This is a genomic window from Paenibacillus sp. BR1-192, from assembly GCF_029542445.1.
GTDB lineage: Bacteria > Bacillota > Bacilli > Paenibacillales > Paenibacillaceae > Paenibacillus_AQ > Paenibacillus_AQ lautus_A.
Window position 1 is genome coordinate 826,052 of the sequence record NZ_CP120718.1, and the last position, 18,420, is coordinate 844,471.

Here is an 18,420-nt window from a genome sequence, read left to right on the forward strand (position 1 = left end):
TTTTGCGCAGGGAACGGTTCCGTTCCGGCCTGAATCCATTCAGGAAGACCGTACGAATGGACACGAAATGTTACATGATTCATCGTTTAACTTATTTATGGGAAGTGTAATTAGAGACTAAATACAAGGATGGGGTGATTGAGATGGCAAACGGAACCGTTGTAAACCAGGAAGCGGTCGAAACCGTGAAGGAGATTATCAAGGATATCGAAACGGCCATGTTCTCCACGATATCGGAGGGCGGGATCAATGCCAGACCGATGCAGACGCAGGATATCGAATTCGACGGCGACTTGTGGTTCTTAACGAAGCGGGATACCAGCAAATACGAAGAAATCCTGGCGAATCCCAACGTGAATGTCGCTTATGTGGGCAAATCCTACGTATCGATCCGAGGCAAAGCCGAAGTCGTGGATGATCTGGAGAAGAAGAAGTCGCTCTGGAATGCGGCGTACGAAAAATTTCTGCAGACGTCCTACGACGATCCCAACATTATTCTGATCAAGGTGGACACGGACACCGCGGAGTATTGGGAAACCGGAAACAAAACGAAAACGGTGAAAGCCTTCTTCAAGAAAATGGTGGGCCAAGAGCCTAGGGGCGACTCGGATATAAACAAAACCGTAGATCTCCATTGATAACGAAATTCGTTCATTAGCAGTGGCAGAACCGCAGGATCCAGCATCACGATCCTGCGGTTTTTTATGTTGGCCGAACCCGCGCGCATATCCTTCAAGACGGATCCCGTGTTGGTTATGAATGGATGAGCACCGGATGGGGGGGCACTTTAATACATAACAGGGCATATTTAGCACCAAGAAGGAATATACCTCATCAAACAAGTGAGAATTATGTGAATTCGTGCTGGAATTCGCCTGCAAACCATAACGTGCAACTGGAGGGTTTGATTACAGTCATGATATAATTTTTTCATAAATATGAAAAATAGATTCCAGGAGAGGAGGTAGTACATTGGGAAGGCGTTATTGCAAATGGATCAAATTGCGGAATTAGGTTGTAATATTCTCTTCTGCGAACTACCTCTTTTTCATGGAAATATCGTATATAGAATGACCTGTTCAGATGCAAAAGCACATGGCCTTTAATTCAATCTGGAGGTGAATCCCTCTGAAGAGGGAAATCATTGGACATTATTACCATCACTAATTTAATCATACTTGCCATACTGATTGCGTTGACCGCTTTTTTCGTGGCGTCCGAGTTTGCCGTCGTTAAAATCCGCATGTCGCGGATCGATCAATTGATAACGGAAGGAAACAAGAAGGCGGTTGTTGCCAAAAAGGTAGCCGGCGATCTCGATTACTATCTCTCGGCCTGCCAGCTCGGCATTACGGTGACGGCGCTGGGGCTCGGGGCCATCGGCAAGCCGGCCGTTGAGCGTTTCATGTACCCGGTATTCGATTGGTTTGACGTATCGGCTTCGACGGCCTCGATTGCCTCTTACGCCATAGCGTTCATTCTCGTAACCTTTTTGCATGTCGTGGTAGGAGAGATGGCGCCCAAGACCTTGGCTATTCAATTCTCGGAAAAGACGACGCTGCTCCTTGCAGCCCCGCTGTATTGGTTCGGCAAGCCGATGTATCCGTTCATTTGGGCGTTGAATGGAGCCTCGCGCGTGCTGCTTCGTGCATTCGGCGTAAAACCTGCGCCGCATGAGCAGGCTTATACGGAGGAGGAACTGCGCATCGTCATGGCGCAGAGCTTTCAGGGCGGCGAGATCAATGGGACCAAGCTGGCTTACATGGAAAACGTGTTTTCGTTTGATGAGCGCGTGGCCAAAGACATCATGGTACCGAGAACGGATCTGATCACCCTGGATAAAAGCATGGAATACCCGGACATCGTCCGTATCCTGGATGAGCACAACTATACGCGGTACCCTGTCATCGAGGACGGCAGCAAGGATCGGGTGGTTGGCGTCGTCAACGTCAAGAAGATGCTGCCCCACATCGTGGCCGGACGAGACCGCAAGCTGGAAGAATTCGTTCGGGACCTCCCGGTCGTGCTTGAAATTACGCCGATCCAGGATGCCATGCTGAAGATGCAGCAGGAGCAGATGCATATGGCTTTGGTGATTGATGAATACGGCGGTACGGCGGGGATCCTGACCCTGGAGGATATTTTGGAAGAGATCGTAGGGGAAATTCGAGACGAATTCGATGAAGATGAAGTAGCGGATATCCGGAAGATCGGGGAACGCGAATACCTGATAAGCGGACGGGTTCTCTTGGAGGAGCTTGAGAAGCGCTTCGGCTTGGTATTCGAGGATAACGAGGAGATGGATACGATCGGCGGCTGGATACAGTACCAGAAAGGCACGACGGCTCAAGACGGCGATGAGATCCAGCATGGCGAGCATATATGGGCCGTAGCGGAAACCGATAATTTTCAGATCAAACACGTCATTCTCAGACACGGATGATCTAGGGCATGGCATGATCCCGTGTACATTCAGACCATAACTTTTTTGGAGGTGAATCCCTCGCAAGAGGGAAATCATTGGACGGAATAATCGCGTTGAATTTATTTTTGGTAGCCGTGTTCATCGGACTGACTGCATTTTTCGTAGGAGCCGAATTCGCCATCTTGAAGGTGCGGCTGTCCCGGATCGATCAATTGATCGCCGAAGGGAATAAACGGGCGGTCACGGCCAGGAAGGTAGCCCATGAACTGGATTACTATTTGTCAGCCTGCCAGCTTGGAATCACCATTACGGCTCTCGTGCTGGGCGCGCTGGGCGAACCGACCGTCGAAAGGATGCTGCATCCGCTGTTTGAACGATTCGACGTGCCGGCGGCGGTGGCAACGGTACTCTCTTATGCCGTTGCCCTCGGGATCATCACGTTCCTGCATGTCGTCATCGGGGAACTGGCGCCTAAAACATTGGCGATCCAATTTGCCGAGAAAATGACGCTGCTGCTGGCGTCTCCCTTGTATTGGTTCGGGAAGATCATGTATCCGTTCATCTATGCATTGAATGGAGCTTCGCGTCTCCTGCTTCGAGTATTCGGCGTAAAGCCGGCAGGGCATGAAACGGTCCATTCGGAGGAGGAACTGAAGTGGATCGTGGACCAGAGCTACGAGAGCGGCGAAATAAACCAGACCGAGATGGGATATTTGACCAATATATTTGCTTTTGAAGAGCGCACCTTGCGCGAAATCATGGTCCCGAGAGATCGGATCGTTACGGTAGAACGAGGGTGGCCGCTTGCCAATATCCTGGAGGTTCTGGGCGAGTACGACTATACCCGTTACCCGGTGACGGAATCGGGACGCGCGGAGGATTTTATCGGGTTTATCCATACGAAGGAGATGCTGACGGGCATAGCGGCGGGTAGAAACTGCAGCGTGAATGACTTTATTCACGACATGCCGCGTTTTCCGGAGTCGTCTTCGATCAAGGACGTCCTGATCAAGATGCAGCAAATCCGCGTGCATATGGCCGTCGTGACGGACGAATCCGGCACGGCGATCGGGCTGGTGACGATGGAGGACATTCTGGAGGAGATCGTGGGCGACATTCGGGACGAATCGGATCGCCGCGAGCTGCAGGGGGCGCACGCCTAAGCGATGGCGAACTAGCATCGGGCACGATTCAGGAATAGGGCTAAACGTCCTTGTGCCCACCCCTCCGTGGTGAGAGGGCATGGAATTGCCGAAACATAAAAAGAGCAGCTTCTACACGAAGCTGCTCTTTTTGCATGTGTCCTATCGAGTAGGTCAGCGTGCTAGCGTGCTGCCCCCATCGTAAAGCCGAAGCTGTACGTGCGGTTGGAGGGCAGCGTGAATTCTTCATGGATCGGCGCTCCCCAGCTGTCGTCGCCGCCGACGCCCATTTGCTTGTAATTGATGCGCAGGACGGTTTTATCGCTTGGCGGGAGCTTGTACGCATGGTCGCTGCCCTCCAGCTCCTCCGGCGTCCACGGCAGTGCGCATACCTCCATGAGGGAGGAACTCTCGAATTCCAGTCCGTCCCCTCCATTCTCCCCGGTTAGCAGTGCGAAGCGCACATCCGTTTTATTCCCGCACTCTTGAGGCCTTAGATAAGGGACGAACTGATCGGCGACCTTGCCCTCGTATCGGCCGATTTTGGCTCCTGTCTTCCGGTCCCAATAATTATCATGCGGTCCCCGCCCATACCAGCTGAGCGTATCGAGTCCATCATCAAGCAAGAACAGCATGCCGACTTCCGGAATGTCGGGCAGACCGGCGCCAGGGATCAAGGTTTCATGCACGCGGACGGTGCCGTCCGGATAGATTCGATATTCCAGCGTCAGGCTGGATGCGGGATTGGTCTCGATCCGATAGTGGCTGGATACCACGACGGCAGGGCCTTCCGCATGCCAGCGCAAAGTCAGCAGCTTTCTCCGATCATGGGCCGTTCTCCACACGCCGCTGCGTTCAGGGAGCCGGTTGCCCAGATCGTTGTCGGTGACGGCCCGCCAGAAATTCGGTCTTGCCGGCGCCAGCAGGCATTCCCTGCCGGACAGTGCGTAGGATGTCAGATCGCCGGTGCCAAGATGGAAACGCAACGAGACGGCAGAACCCCTGATGATAAGCTCTTCATCCGACTCGGCAGCTTCCAGAGCCTGCACGCTTGCAAGAGCGTCCGTTTCGGGCTGCTCGGCAATATACGGCGTCAGCACAAACTGCTCCCAAGCCTCCTCATGTCCCGCAGGCGCCCACTTGGTGCTCTCCTTCCGAACGAGGGAGACGGTGAGAATCGCTTCTTTTGCTTCGTCCTCCACGGGGGAGTACGGAACATGGATTTCCGTTTGCTCACCAGGCTGAAGCGAGAGCCCGAGCGTGCCGGATTGGCTGACTTTGCCGTTTAGCGTTACGTCCCATTGTACAAGATACGAATCGAGGCTGGTAAACAAGAAGCGGTTGCTGACCCGAATCCGGCTTGCGGCAGGATCCAGGCTTTCGAACTTGACGTTCTGGTAGCATTTTTTCACTTCGTCCAGCTTAGGGGTTTTGGTTCGGTCCGCGAAGATCAGGCCGTTCCCGCTGAAGTTGCCGTCATGCGGCGTTTCGTTGAAGTCCCCGCCGTACGCCAAATATGGTATTCCGTCCGCCGTTTGGGTGCGGATTGCTTGATCGATCCAATCCCATATAAAAGCCCCCTGCAAAATGTCGTACTTCTCAAACAGCTCCCAATACAGGTGAAGGCCGCCGCAGGAATTGCCCATCGCGTGACTGTACTCGCAAATGATATAAGGCTTGTCCGGATTGCTGTTGGCATACTTCTCCACATCCTGCGGCCTTGCATACATGGTGGATTCCATGTCGCTGGCCGCTTCGGATGCCCTGTAATGAAAGATTCCCTCGTAATGAACCAGCCGGGACGGGTCGGCTTCCTTCAGAAAATCGTGCATCGCAATGAAGTTGTCGCCTCCGAACGATTCGTTGCCAAGCGACCAGATGATGACCGAGGGGTGATTCTTGTCGCGTTGGAACATCGAATTGCAGCGGTCCAATACGTTGTCGCGCCACTCCAGCTTGCTGCCGGGCACCGTTTCTTCCAGCTCCTGCTGCCCATACGTCCAGGTTCCGTGCGTCTCCAAATTCGTTTCATCGATAACGTATAACCCGTATTCATCGCAGAGGTCATACCATACGGATTGATTCGGGTAATGGGAAGTCCGTACCGCATTAATGTTATGTGTCTTCATCAGCTCAATATCGGTGATCATGTCTTCACGGCTGAGGGCCCGCCCGGTATCCGGGGAGAATTCATGCCGGTTCACGCCTTTGAACAGAATGCGCTGACCGTTGATTCGCATGAGCCCGTCCTTCAGCTCGAAGCGGCGGAATCCCGTGCGGCAGCTTACGGCTCCGCGGCAAGCTCCGTCCGTATTCTTCAATGCCAGGACAACGGTGTACAAATAAGGCGATTCCGCGCTCCATTTCTCGGGTTCGGGGACGTTCATGCTCAGGGTAAAGCTGCCCTCGTCAATGATGTAATCCGCAATGGTGAGCGTTTGTTTCTGGACCAGCTGCCGGTCCTGATCGTAGAGAAGCGCCTCCAGCTGGAGCGTGTCCTTGTCGATGGTCTCGTTATAATAATTCGTGACGGCTGCATCGATTTGCAGCTCGGCATGCCGGTACTCGTCATCAAGAACCGGGCGCACGAAGAAATCGGAGATATGGACGGCAGGGACCGAATAGAGATAGACCTCGCGGAAGATCCCGCTAAGCCTCCAAAAATCCTGATCCTCAAGCCAGCTCGCATCGCACCATCGGTATACCTCAACGGCTAATTTGTTCTTGCCCTCAATCAGATAGGGGGTAAGGTCGAACTCGGCCGGCGTAAACGTATCCTCGCTATACCCGACCATCTCGCCGTTCACCCATACATAGAAAGCGGATTCAACACCTTGGAAGCTAATATAAACGGGCTGTTCCTTCCATGCTTCAGGTACCGTGAATTCACGGATGTAGGAGCCCACGGGATTGTATCGGGTCGGTGCGAAGGGGGCTTTCAATTCAGGCTCCGATTCGGCCCAGGGGTATCTTACATTCGTATATTGAGGATAGTCATAGCCTTGAAGCTGCCAATGGGAAGGGACGGGAAGATCGGCCCAGCTCCCGGAATCGTAATCGGCCTCGTAGAAGTTTTGAATGCGCTCTTCAGGCGTTTTGGCGAAAGCGAATTTCCAGGTCCCGTTTAATGACTGATACCAGGGGGACATGGCGTGGTCAAGGCTCAGCGCCTCGGACTCCGTCGGGAAATTCATCATGTAAGCATGGGCTCTGTGACGGTTCAACTGAAAAATATTCGGATTATTATTCCATTCGGGATAACCGTTTGCAGGTGCCTGGTAAATGAATTTGGTACGCAATGTGCTCAGCTCCTCCTAGATTATGGTTTCCTTCCTTCTACTGACAGTATAGAGGTTAATTCCGCCCAAGAGTATAAGGAAGTTGCGCTATTTCTATCAAACGATCAACAAAACAGCGATATTTCGATCACTTAGAAGGTCATTTGCATATCTTGCTGCCAGGGAAGCCGTTGGTTATGTCCAGCGCCATCAACATGACCAATATTACATTTACATGGAATAATGTTTATGAAATAATGGTTAGTAAATGATCATTCACTAACGATGGGAGGAACGCGCATGGTAAGGCCTCGCGAATTTCAAGACGAGGTGATCTTCCACGGCGTCTACCGGGCACTATGCAAAAAAGGGTACGGCCAGTTGGCCTTAACCGACATCACGCATGAAATGAACATCTCGCCGGCAGCCTTAATGAAGCGATTCGGGTCGAAGAAGAATCTGCTCCTGGCCTACAGCGATTATGTCATTGAATTAACCAAACAAGCCTTCCACGATGCGGACTTGTCCGGCCAATCCAGAATCGAGGCGCTTAAAACGGTGTTCAGGGATGCCGTCTCGCATATGAAGGATCCTGTGGAATTGGCCAATCATACCTCCTTCTATCTAGAAGGGACGAATGATCCGGATTTGCTGGAGAAGACCCGGTACCGGCTGCAGCTGATCGATGAGTTTACCCGAAAGATGCTGGATCAGGCGATCACGAACAAAGAGATCGTGCCATGTGACGTGGCACGGGTCAGCCGGGTGCTGCAAGCCGCGATCAGCGGCGCCATGCTGATCTGGGTCAAAGAGTCGGACCGAAGCTTGGACGAACTGTTTGACGAGTGCTTTCAGGTCATATTCGCCTCGCTCGTTCAAGGCGGTACGGAATAATGCCCATTTTATTATGGAGAGGTGGAGGGCTATGCCGGTTTACAAAGGAAGGGAAGTCGAATTGTATTATGAAGTGAAGGGAGAAGGGAAGCCGCTGGTATTTACGCACGGAGCTTCCTGGAATCATAAACAGTGGCAGCCTCAAGTCGATGCCTTCTCCCGTCGGTATCAAACCGTGGTGTGGGATATCCGGGGGCATGGCTTCTCTTCCTTGCCGAATGGCAAGGTGGATTCGGAGGATTTCAGCAGGGATTTGGCGGATTTGCTAAGCGAACTCGGCATTGAACAAGCGACGCTTTGCGGGCTGTCCCTGGGCGGTCATATTTCGCTGCAGACTGCCGTTCGCTATCCGGAGAAGGTTGCGGCCCTGGTACTGATCGGCACGCCGTTCACGAATGCGTTTAATTGGTTCGAGCGCATGTTCGTGCCGGTAAACCGTTTAACAAGTTATCTGATGCCGATGTCCTTATCCGGAAAAATACAAGGCAGGATGTTATCCAAATTTAATAAGAACAATCAAGCCTATATTGAGCAAGCTTTTGGCTCCATTGCTCATTCCGATTGGATTCGGATATGGGATGCGGTGACCCGAATGGACAGCACGCATGATCTGCACAAAATCCAGTGTCCGGTATTGCTGCTTCAAGGCGAAAGCGACACGATGATCCGAAGGCAGCAGGCATACATGCAGGAACAAATCGCGAACGCGCAGTTGAAAATCATTCGAAACGCTCATCACGCAACGAATTTGGATAACCCCGACGAGGTGAACGAGGCGATCGCTTCATTTCTGTCGGAGCACGCGATCTAGCGGTATCTGAGCTCTTTCATTGACACCCCAAAACAGGGTTGCTACAATTTTAGGCATATATCCATCGGAATACAAGGGTTATCAAGGAGGGGACGAACTTGAATCGATTCGGTTCCACAGATCCATTCATACGTAATGAACGCGAAGCGGTGATCGCGGCCCGGGCCGACAAGCTGGGAGCGATATTCGCGGAAAGAGCACCTCAGCACGATCTGGAGGGATCGTTTCCGTTCGAGAATTTCGATGATTTGAAGGAGTCCGGTTATTTGAAGCTGACCGTTCCGGCAGCCTTTGGAGGAGAAGAAGCCTCCGTATACGAAATGGTGCTTGCCCAGGAACGGCTCGCCCGAGGAGACGGGTCTACGGCGCTGGCCGTAGGCTGGCATATCGGGCAGATACTGCAGCTGCGCCTTTCCGGGGCTTGGCCGGAGCCGTTATTTGAGAGATTGTGCAGAGACGTTGTAGCAGAAGGCACGGTCATTAATGAACTGGCGAGCGAGCCTGCGACGGGGAGCCCCAGCCGGGGCGGAAGGCCGGAGACGACGGCACGGCGGGTGTCGGGCGGCTGGCGCATCGCCGGACGCAAAACCTTCAGCACGTTAAGCCCGATCTTGAAGCAATTCGTGGTTACGGCCGGAATCGAGCATAGCGAGAAGGTCGGCGCGTTCCTCGTTCGCAGCGGGCCAGGGGTCAAGGTTGAAGAGACCTGGAATATGATGGGCATGCGGGCAACGGGAAGCCATGACGTGATTCTGGAGGACGTATTCGTGCCGGACACGGGAGTCATTCGGGGACCCGATTATGAGAAGCCCGAGTTTCCCGTGCCTACGGAAGGCATTCTGCTCCATATCCCGGCATGTTATATGGGGATTGCTTATGCCGCGCGGAATTTCTCCATCGATTTTGCCCGTCGTCATCAACCGAACTCCTTGACGGTGCCCATTGCCGAATTGCCGAATGTCCAAAGGCAGATCGCCCAAATCGAAGTGGACCTGCTGACGGCCCGCAGTTACCTGTACCAAACCGCCGACCGCTGGGACAAGGAAGCGGAGAACCGCGCCGCGCTCAAACCCGAGCTTGGGCTTGCCAAGTACGTCGTGACCAATGCGGCGGTCCGGATTGTCGATCAGGCCATGCGGATCGTTGGGGGATTGAGTCTCTCCCGGAAGCTCCCGTTGGAGCGTATGTACCGGGATGTCCGGGCAGGTCTTCATAATCCGCCGATGGATGATGTCGTGCTGACGAATTTGGCCAAACGGGCCCTTTCGGAAGCGGAGGAGAAGGAAAATCAGGAGCCTTGATCTGATCGGACGAGAGAATAGGACACTTAGCAGGAAATTAGGCTAGAAACCGCGGGAGAGCTGGCTCCGGCGGTTTTTTGCGCTTCGCGCGCCGGACATTCCTTATTGCGGCTCCATTACATAATCGCGGCATCCTCAGCAGCCTCCGCTTCATATACATACACTTAGGTTAGGATGGCGGGCTAACGGGTATAAAACCTATCAGTACGTACTATACGAGTCGATCGAAATCCGCTCATGAGGAATTAGGATGACAGGAGGTATGTAACCATGGATTCTGTGCTGTATTTGGGCTTGGCCGCTATATATGCCGTGCTGTTTCTGTATGGGTGCGTGCTGCTGAGGCGGGATGCGTCACCGGGGCTTCGGTACTTGCTGCTGATCGTAACGGCCGGATTGGTCTGGGATAACGGCGTGATCGGCATCGGAAAATACATGGGGGAAGGAGATCTGCTGGAGGGGCTTAACGTTGCGCGTTTCTGGGTGCATGCGTTGGCCACGCCGCTGCTTGTGCTCGTGTCGTTCGACCTGATACGCAAGGCCGGGAGCCCTTGGACCAGCAGGCCGGCCGCCGCATGGGGGGCCTGGCTTTTCACCGCAGCGCTGATCGTGCTCGAGGTGGTGACGGAGACCTTGCCGCTCAAGCTCCAACCATCCATGGAGTACGGAGCGCTGCGTTACGTTTCGTCCGAATCCGGGGGGCCGCCGCTCATGGTGATCCTGATTTTGATCCCGCTGCTGACGGCAGGCATTATCGTATGGCGGAGAAAAAAGACGCCGCTGCTGTTCATCGGCACGGTGCTGATGGCTGCCGGGAGCGCCATACCGATCCCGATCGAAAGCTCGGCTGCCACAAACGTATTCGAGCTGCTGCTCCTCTTGTCCTTGTGGCTGACGGTACGCAAGCTGGCCTCCTCCCGTACGTTGTCTTTTCGCTAGTTCCTGCTGACACCGCGCTCGCCATCCAGATGTGCGCGGTTTTTTGGCATGTCCCGCCTTCTTTCGCTTGTTAGCTCCCGCACCCATTTCCGACTAGCATCTGGATGTACCCCGCAGCTTCATGATGTACGTAAGCCGATTGGCATAGCGCCACATTCAGCAAACCTTCAGCTTAGCCTAAGCCTGGCATAACCTTCCCCTAAGACTGCTTTCAGATTCCGTCCCTATACTTCAAATAGCAAGACAAACCATGATTCTAGAAGGAGAGATGACGATGAATCCGATAAGCAAAAAAGTATTAGTAAGCAGTATGGCGGCAGCGATCGTGCTGGGGGGAGCCGGGTATCTTCAGAACAAAACCTTTGCCGCGGCGAGCACGAATACGGCAGCCTCGGCAGCTCAGGACGGTCAGACGGGAACGGACACAACGGCTTCGGATGCAGCGAAGAACCGGGAAGGGAAGTGGATGGGTCATAAGGCGGGCGGACCTCGGGGCGGCAGCATCGTGAAGGAAACGGCCGAAATCCTTGGGCTGACGGAGGCCGATATCCGGACGGCGCTTGAAGCGGGCAGCACGTTTGCCGAAATTGCCGAAGGCAAGGGAATGGCCCAATCCGCGTTCGTTCAGAAGCTGATCGAGCTGGAAACCGCCAAGATCGATGAGCGTCTGAGCGATGGCGGCATTACGGAAACCGAAGCAGCCGAGTGGAAAGAGGGTCTGAGCGACCGTCTTACCCAAATCGTAGAGAGCAGCGACGCCGGTTTGGGGAAAGGTCATGGCAAAGGAGGACGAGGGTTCGGCAAATTCGGCAATCCGGAGGAAATCGCGGCATTGCTCGGAGTGTCGGAGGACGAGCTGAAGGCCGGAATGGAAGAAGGACAATCGTTGGCCGAGATCGCGGCGGCGAAGGGAGTGACGGAGGATCAACTGATTCAGAAGCTGAAAGATCAAATGACCGAGCCCTTGAAGCAATGGGTGAACGAGAAGCATACGGACGCTGATAAGTCGACTGCGGCTGCGGGAGAAACGGATGAGGATACGGAATAACGATTGAATCGAGATTGGATTGCTGAAGAGACTGGATGGTATTCTATTAAGAATACATTCAGTTTCTTTTTTTATATATAAGAAATTCAACATTTTTTTCTCACAAAGTGTTGACCTTAACGTTACGTAAAGGTGTACATTGAGTTTGTCAGGAGGTGAAACCATGGAATACACGGTGCAGAAGCTTGGGAAGTTGGCGGGAATAAGCACGCGAACCCTCCGTTATTACGATGAGATCGGGATTCTGAAGCCGGCCAGAATCAACTCGTCGGGGTATCGGATTTACGGGCAGGAGGAGGTTGACCAATTGCAGCAGATCTTGTTTTACCGGGAGCTTGGGCTGCAATTGGACGGTATCAAAGCGATTATGACCTCACCATCCTTCAATCGGACCAAGGCGCTCCAGGAACACCATGCGCAGCTCCTAGACAAGAGAAGGCAACTGGATTTGCTGATTACCAATGTGGAGAACACGATAGCCTCCGCCGAAGGGAGAAAAACGATGAGTGACCAAGAGAAATTCGAAGGATTCAAGCAGAAGCTGATTGATGATAATGAGAAGAAATACGGTAAGGAAATTCGCGAGAAGTATGGCGACGAAACTGTAAATCAATCCAATGCCAAGCTGAAAAATATGACGCAAGCGCAGCATGATGAAGTAACGCGTCTGGCGGAGGAGCTGTACGAAACGCTGGCCGAAGCGTTTAAGCAGGGCGATCCTGCCGGCGAGCTCGCCCAGAAGGCAGCCGATCTGCACAAGCGTTGGCTCACCTATTATTGGAATGATTACAGCAAAGAAGCCCATGCCGGCCTTGCCCAGATGTATGTTGACGATGAGCGGTTTACCGCCCATTATGACGAGAAGCAGCCTGGAACCGCCAAGTTCCTCCGCGATGCGATTCTGATTTACACGGGCACGAATCCTGCATCATTGTAAGCAAGCTGAGGCAAGCAGCCTTACGGATAAGACCCTTTCCTGCGCTCACCCGCGAGGAGAGGGTCTTTTTTTATAGGGGATCCATTGAAGGAGCTGGATCTGTTCACCCTGCCTCCCCTTCCACAATTAACCTCTTGTCTCCACGTAGGGAGTAATGGTTAGATGTAACATGGGCTATTTTTCACAAACCTACACCATGGGTGATGACATTTATATAGTGAGGGTAGAGAATGGATCAAATTGTACAGCAGGTAGTTACTATCTTTAACGATTTTCTATGGTCTAAACTGCTTATCGTATTGCTGATAGCGTTTGGCCTGTATTTTACGGTGGGCACCAAGTTCCTGCAGTTTCGCCTGATCGGCGAGATGTTCCGGGTCATCCGCGAACCCAAGAGCAAAACGAAGGGCAGCATTTCCCCGTTTCAGGCGTTTGCCATCAGCATGGCGGCCCGCGTCGGGACCGGGAACATTACCGGCGTTGCCCTGGCTATCTCGCTTGGGGGGCCGGGGGCCGTATTTTGGATGTGGATCATTGCGATCATCGGATCGGCCTCCAGCTTTATCGAGAGCACATTGGCGCAGATTTATAAGGTAAAGGATGGAGCGGGCGGATTTCGCGGAGGTCCCGCCTATTACATGCAGCAAGGTTTAAAAAAGCGGTGGATGGGCGTGCTGTTTGCGATCCTGATCACCTTGTCCTTCGGTCTTGTGTTTAACGCGGTTCAATCCAACACGATTACGATTGCTTTCCAGAATTCCTTCGGCACGGATCGTTTAACCCTCGGAATCATCATGGCGGTTGTTTTTGCGGCCATCATCTTTGGCGGAGTGAAGCGAATTGCCAAAATGTCGGAGCTGATCGTCGTGATTCTGGCTGTGCTGTATGTCGGTGCCGCGTTGTTTATCGTATTGGCGAACATCACCAAGCTGCCGGAGGTTTTTGCGCTAATCGTCAAAAGCGCGTTCGGTTATGAGCAGGTGGTCGGCGGATCGATCGGTGCCGCGCTCATGAACGGGATCAAAAGAGGCTTGTTCTCCAACGAAGCCGGCATGGGGAGCGCACCGAACGCAGCGGCGACCGCAACGACAAGCCATCCGGCGAAGCAGGGACTGGTTCAGGCGCTGGGCGTCCTGATCGATACGCCGGTCATATGTACAAGCACGGCATTCATTATTCTGTTTACCGGCGCATACCAGCAGACCGGACTTGATGGAATCGCCCTGACGCAGGCTGCCCTGGCCATGGAGATGGGCGCGTGGGCATCCGACTTCCTGGCGGTCATGATTTTCCTGTTTGCGTTCAGTACCTTGATCGGTAACTATTACTACGGGGAAACCAACATCGAATTTTTGAAGTCGAATCGGGTTTGGGTATGGATCTATCGGGTTTCCGTGCTGGCCATGGTCATCTTCGGCTCGGTGACCAGCGTGAAGCTGGTGTGGGATTTGGCCGACCTCTTCATGGGATTGATGGTAATCGTGAATCTCATTGCCATCGCGCTGCTATCCCGAACGGCCTTTGCCGCACTGAATGACTACTTGAAGCAGAAGCGGGCAGGCCTCGATCCGGTCTTCACTAAAGACAGCATCAAGGGGCTTCAGGATGTGGAGTGCTGGGATGGACATGACGGCCCAACCACGAAAAGCGCCATAATCGAATAACGTGGACGGAATCGCTACGGTAGCTGTTGTTCTAGCTGCTGTAGCGATTTTTGATTTTACCGTAACCTTTGCGGAATCAAACCGTTGTCTAAGTGAGAAGGGGGAGAAAATACGAATGCTGCATGTTAATCGGATGACCTGGCGGACAAGGGCAAGGCTGCTCTTCAATGCTTTATTGGCTGCTTTGGCCGTGTTTCTTACTTATGTCATGTATTATATAGCCGTCCAAATTTATTATGAAAAAAATGGCCTGAACGATAAATTTATAAGGTCTGTCATGACGACGGTTGAATTGCATGAGAGTGGACTTATGGTAGATAAACGCGGCTTGTCTTCGGTAGAAGTGACGCCCTTCCTCACACAGAAGAAATCGCTGAAAGTGTATAAGGATGTGGGGGAATGGCAGTTGATTGTCGGAGAGCTTCACGCGAAGAAGAGGTTATGGGGAGAACTGACCTATTCCGTTGAAGAACAGGGGCCTTACCTGAACCGCGAAGTAAGGGACCCTTATGTTCTGCATTCTGCGCTTCTGGATGGTGGGAAGATTACAGACTCCTCTCATCCGAATGGTGCAATGAACCAGTTAGAGAAACTGGAGGACGGCAACGTAGCGGAATTATTCTTCTCGCTTCGAGCGTTGAAGTCACCGGAGCAGGTTTTGGAGCTCCTGTCGGATTATGATGTTAGAGCGACCAATATGGCTGTTTATGCTGGTGAACTGAGGGAAATCAAACTGGGTACTTATAGCTCTAGCGGCGCTGGTCACACGATCCCCCATCTTACATTGAGGCCCAGAATTATGTTTGACGATAACCATTTCCTTTCTGCATGGCATACTTTTTTCTCATTGGAGGCAGGAATATCGGACGATGTGCAGCAGCTGATCGTCGACGTTGAATGGATGACCAACAATATCAAATACAACGGTGTAGATGATGACAAACAACGGCTGGCCTACTTGAAGAAAAATGGAGTTCAAGTTTATGGGGCAACCGTCACGGGACCTGTGCGGGAGCTGGAGAAGCTGAAGGAGGAGTCGGAATTCTGGGGATTCCGTTTGGGCCGCATCGAGGTGTGGAATTGGAGCTAAGCCAGCTTGAGCTGTCATCCTTTGCATATGTCCCCAAATTTCTTCCATGCTTTGAACCATTCCGAGAAATTGGGAGCAACATTGGGAGGAACCATTCGTACACGGAGCGTCTCCTAACAGAAAAAGGGGTTCCCGTCAGATCTAAGATCTTTTGGGTCCCCCTTTTGTTTAAGAATAAGTAATACTTGTCCATGCCGCTAAGCAGCTTATCTATATTACGTTAAATATTTATCCCGCAAAATATTCATATGATGAAGCTCATGCCCTGCAATGACATAGGCGGCCGCCCGGGCGGAGAGCGGGTAGTTGTTGAACGTGCCCTGACGCAGCAGCGCTTCCTCCGTCAAGCTTCCAACCAGCGTAATGGTGGACTGCCTGACGGCAGCGTAATCTTTAAGGGCTTCCCGCAGAGGAAGCTGGCCGAAGGGAGAATTCTGGACAAAAATCTCCCGGTCGTACCCTGAAAATTCACGGGCATCCCCGCGCGAAATGTAGAGAATGCGATAGCTCCATAAACGCTCTACATCGGCGATATGGCCGATCACCTGCTTGAGACTCCATTTTCCTTCCGCATAGCGGAAATTAGCTTGTTCTTCCGTCAGATCGCTCAGCGATCTTAACGTCTCGTCATGCTGCCGCTGCAAGATCTCGGCAATATGGCCTTCAGGGACAAGCGATACGTATTTTTCGCCGAGGGGCAAATATTCGTTAGCATTAGGCCTTGTGTTCATAACAAGTTCCTCCATATCCATGATTAAGAGCTCATATTAAAATTATGCCGCCAGGTCCAAATGAATGTATGTATGAACGGTCAGGTTGCTTGGGCCCAGATCAGATGGATGATGCCGTTCCAATAGCGTTCCGTCTTGACGATGTTCAGATCCGAGGCATTCACGATATCGATCATGTCCCGGTTATAATGACACCCGGATATCCGCCGTGCCGCGGGGTTGACGAAATGCTGCACGGCGCCGAGCAGCCGGTTCGTGCTCATGCCGTGCTCCAGCAAATAAATGCGGCCGCCGGGTTTGGCCCAGCGGTTGATGTTGTTCAATGCCTTTACCGGATCTTCATAGCCGCATAGCGACAGGGTGGAAACCACGCAGTCGTAGGAACGTTCCGGCAGCTCCAGGGTCTCGATGTCCCGTTCCAGGAAAGTGGCCCGAATGCCAAGCTCGGATGCCATTTGGCGCGCCCGGGTTAACATCTCGGGACTGAAATCGACTGCCGTTACGTCCACCTTATCAGGATGATAGAAGGGGAAGTTGGCGCCGGCGCCGACAGCTACCTCGAGCACTTTGCCCTCCACTCCATGGAGCAGCCGCTGTCTCCATTCTCCGAGTCTGCGCTGTCTGGTGTTCCTTTCATATATAGGAGCTTGTTTATTGAACTTTCGGATGAGGGAATTCTTATTCACGCGGAATTCTCCGGGCAACCCCTGTCTTGACCGCTGCTTTCACGACAAGCTCACGAATGGCCTTTACGACGTTCTGGTTGAACACGCTCGGAATGATATACGACGGGTTGCGTTCCTCGTCCGATACGGCGGATGCAATGGCTTCGGCTGCGGCCAGCTTCATTTCCTCATTAATCGTAGTTGCTCTACAGTCTAGGGCTGCACGGAAAATACCAGGGAAGCAGAGGACGTTATTGATCTGGTTCGGATAATCCGAACGTCCCGTCGCAATAACGCCCACAATATCTTCGACCTCTTCGGGTCTGATCTCCGGCGTAGGGTTGGCCATTGCGAATACGATCGGTTGATCAGCCATGGCTTGTACGTCTTCGCGGCGAAGCAGGCCGCCTGCGGAAAGACCGATGAACACGTCGGCACCTTGGATCACTTGGCGCAGGGAACCTTCGACTTTGTTCGGGTTCGTATGCTCTGCGTACCATTGCCACATACTATTGCTGTATTCTTTTCCAGCAACCAGCGCACCTTCGCGGTCGACGCCAATGATGTCCTTAACGCCGGCCGACAGGAGGATTTTACTGCATGCCACCCCGGCAGCCCCGATTCCGCACACAACGACCCGAACGTTATCGATGGATTTTCCGACGATTTTAAGGGCATTGATCAACGCCGCGTACAGAACGACCGCCGTACCGTGCTGATCATCGTGGAATACAGGGATGTCCAGCTCGTCGCGCAGTCTCTGTTCAATCTCGAAGCAGCGCGGAGAGGAAATGTCCTCCAGGTTAATGCCGCCAAATGCCGGCGCCATCGCTTTGATGCAGGCTATAATCTCTTCCGTGTCCTGGGTGTCAAGGCAAATCGGGAAGGAGTCTACGCCGGCCAGCTGTTTGAAGAGCATCGACTTCCCTTCCATGACCGGCATGGCCGCATATGGGCCGATATTGCCCAAACCGAGCACGGCGCTTCCGTCCGAAATAACGGCCACCGTATTTCTTTTAATCGTGAGCGTGTAGGCTTTTTTCGGATCCTCCTGAATGGCCGAGCATACGCGGGCGACATCAGGCGTATAGACGCGAGATAGGTCATCGCGGTTTTGGATGGGGATTTTGGGCTGGGTTTCGATCTTGCCGCCGAGATGCAGCAGGAAGGTGCGGTCCGAAACATTGACGAGCCGAACGCCTTTTAAATGTTTTACTGTATTTGTAATTTTTTCGATATCGACGCTGTCGGTGACCGTAATGGTAATATCGCGTACGGTAATGTGGCCGCTGGCTTGAATGACGTCGATGGCAACCATGTCTCCCCCGGCTTCAAATATGGCGGATGCAACTTCACCGAATTTGATCTCTTGAGTATTCATTTCTAGTCTGAGGATAATGCTCTTTCCTCCGAGTCCGTTGTTTTCCATTGTTACCTCCAAATGTTTGATCGATTTCGTCATTCTCAGTGTATGTAGTTATGCAAAATGTTAACG

General features: G+C 52.7%; 15 protein-coding genes. 11 read left to right on the top strand and 4 right to left on the bottom strand.

The window, feature by feature from the left end:
* Window positions 1–143 precede the first annotated feature (143 nt).
* The 3 genes from P0X86_RS03630 to P0X86_RS03640 all read left to right on the top strand — a co-directional run bounded on the left by P0X86_RS03630 (window position 144) and on the right by P0X86_RS03640 (window position 3,588).
* Window positions 144–638: a pyridoxamine 5'-phosphate oxidase family protein gene (locus tag P0X86_RS03630; RefSeq protein WP_096777071.1), complete on the top strand. Its 495-nt coding sequence runs from the start codon at window positions 144–146 to the stop codon at window positions 636–638.
* Between the two features lie 506 nt (window positions 639–1,144).
* Window positions 1,145–2,443, top strand: a complete 1,299-nt coding sequence (locus P0X86_RS03635; protein ID WP_277747801.1) for a hemolysin family protein — start codon at window positions 1,145–1,147, stop codon at window positions 2,441–2,443.
* Between the two features lie 77 nt (window positions 2,444–2,520).
* A complete protein-coding gene (locus P0X86_RS03640; protein WP_277747802.1) occupies window positions 2,521–3,588 on the top strand; it encodes a hemolysin family protein in 1,068 nt (355 codons plus the stop codon).
* Window positions 3,589–3,749: 161 nt separating this feature from the next.
* On the opposite strand, the gene lacZ is transcribed toward P0X86_RS03640, so the two are convergent.
* On the bottom strand, window positions 3,750–6,866 hold the full coding sequence (lacZ, locus tag P0X86_RS03645) for a beta-galactosidase, LacZ type (RefSeq protein ID WP_277747803.1): 3,117 nt from the start codon (window positions 6,864–6,866) through the stop codon (window positions 3,750–3,752).
* Between the two features lie 279 nt (window positions 6,867–7,145).
* Here lacZ and P0X86_RS03650 point away from each other — a divergent pair, with 279 nt between their 5' ends.
* From P0X86_RS03650 to P0X86_RS03685, 8 genes are all read left to right on the top strand, one after another.
* The gene (locus tag P0X86_RS03650; RefSeq protein ID WP_096777068.1) at window positions 7,146–7,739 is read left to right on the top strand and encodes a TetR/AcrR family transcriptional regulator; all 594 of its coding nucleotides are present in this window, start codon (window positions 7,146–7,148) and stop codon (window positions 7,737–7,739) included.
* A 31-nt stretch (window positions 7,740–7,770) separates the two neighbouring features.
* Window positions 7,771–8,550 (top strand): alpha/beta fold hydrolase, encoded by a 780-nt coding sequence (locus P0X86_RS03655; protein ID WP_277747804.1) that lies wholly within the window; start codon window positions 7,771–7,773, stop codon window positions 8,548–8,550.
* Between the two features lie 98 nt (window positions 8,551–8,648).
* Entirely contained in the window at window positions 8,649–9,851 is a 1,203-nt protein-coding gene (locus P0X86_RS03660) for an acyl-CoA dehydrogenase family protein (RefSeq protein WP_277747805.1), read from the top strand.
* 270 nt (window positions 9,852–10,121) lie between these two features.
* A complete protein-coding gene (locus tag P0X86_RS03665; protein WP_277747806.1) occupies window positions 10,122–10,790 on the top strand; it encodes a hypothetical protein in 669 nt (222 codons plus the stop codon).
* 274 nt (window positions 10,791–11,064) lie between these two features.
* The gene (locus P0X86_RS03670; RefSeq protein WP_277747807.1) at window positions 11,065–11,838 is read left to right on the top strand and encodes a hypothetical protein; all 774 of its coding nucleotides are present in this window, start codon (window positions 11,065–11,067) and stop codon (window positions 11,836–11,838) included.
* Between the two features lie 163 nt (window positions 11,839–12,001).
* The gene (locus P0X86_RS03675) at window positions 12,002–12,775 is read left to right on the top strand and encodes a MerR family transcriptional regulator (protein WP_213580178.1); all 774 of its coding nucleotides are present in this window, start codon (window positions 12,002–12,004) and stop codon (window positions 12,773–12,775) included.
* 230 nt (window positions 12,776–13,005) lie between these two features.
* Window positions 13,006–14,439, top strand: coding sequence for an alanine/glycine:cation symporter family protein (locus P0X86_RS03680; protein ID WP_277747808.1), 1,434 nt, complete (start codon window positions 13,006–13,008; stop codon window positions 14,437–14,439).
* A 115-nt stretch (window positions 14,440–14,554) separates the two neighbouring features.
* On the top strand, window positions 14,555–15,529 hold the full coding sequence (locus P0X86_RS03685; RefSeq protein ID WP_277747809.1) for an anti sigma factor C-terminal domain-containing protein: 975 nt from the start codon (window positions 14,555–14,557) through the stop codon (window positions 15,527–15,529).
* Between the two features lie 215 nt (window positions 15,530–15,744).
* Here the strand turns inward: P0X86_RS03685 and P0X86_RS03690 are convergent, their stop codons facing one another.
* From P0X86_RS03690 to P0X86_RS03700, 3 genes are all read right to left on the bottom strand, one after another.
* Window positions 15,745–16,260 (bottom strand): DinB family protein, encoded by a 516-nt coding sequence (locus tag P0X86_RS03690; RefSeq protein ID WP_096777061.1) that lies wholly within the window; start codon window positions 16,258–16,260, stop codon window positions 15,745–15,747.
* Between the two features lie 80 nt (window positions 16,261–16,340).
* On the bottom strand, window positions 16,341–16,946 hold the full coding sequence (locus tag P0X86_RS03695) for a class I SAM-dependent methyltransferase (RefSeq protein ID WP_096777060.1): 606 nt from the start codon (window positions 16,944–16,946) through the stop codon (window positions 16,341–16,343).
* Window positions 16,939–18,354, bottom strand: a complete 1,416-nt coding sequence (locus P0X86_RS03700) for an NAD-dependent malic enzyme (RefSeq protein ID WP_090912644.1) — start codon at window positions 18,352–18,354, stop codon at window positions 16,939–16,941. The genes P0X86_RS03695 and P0X86_RS03700 overlap by 8 nt, the downstream gene beginning before the upstream one ends.
* Between the last annotated feature and the right edge of the window lie 66 nt (window positions 18,355–18,420).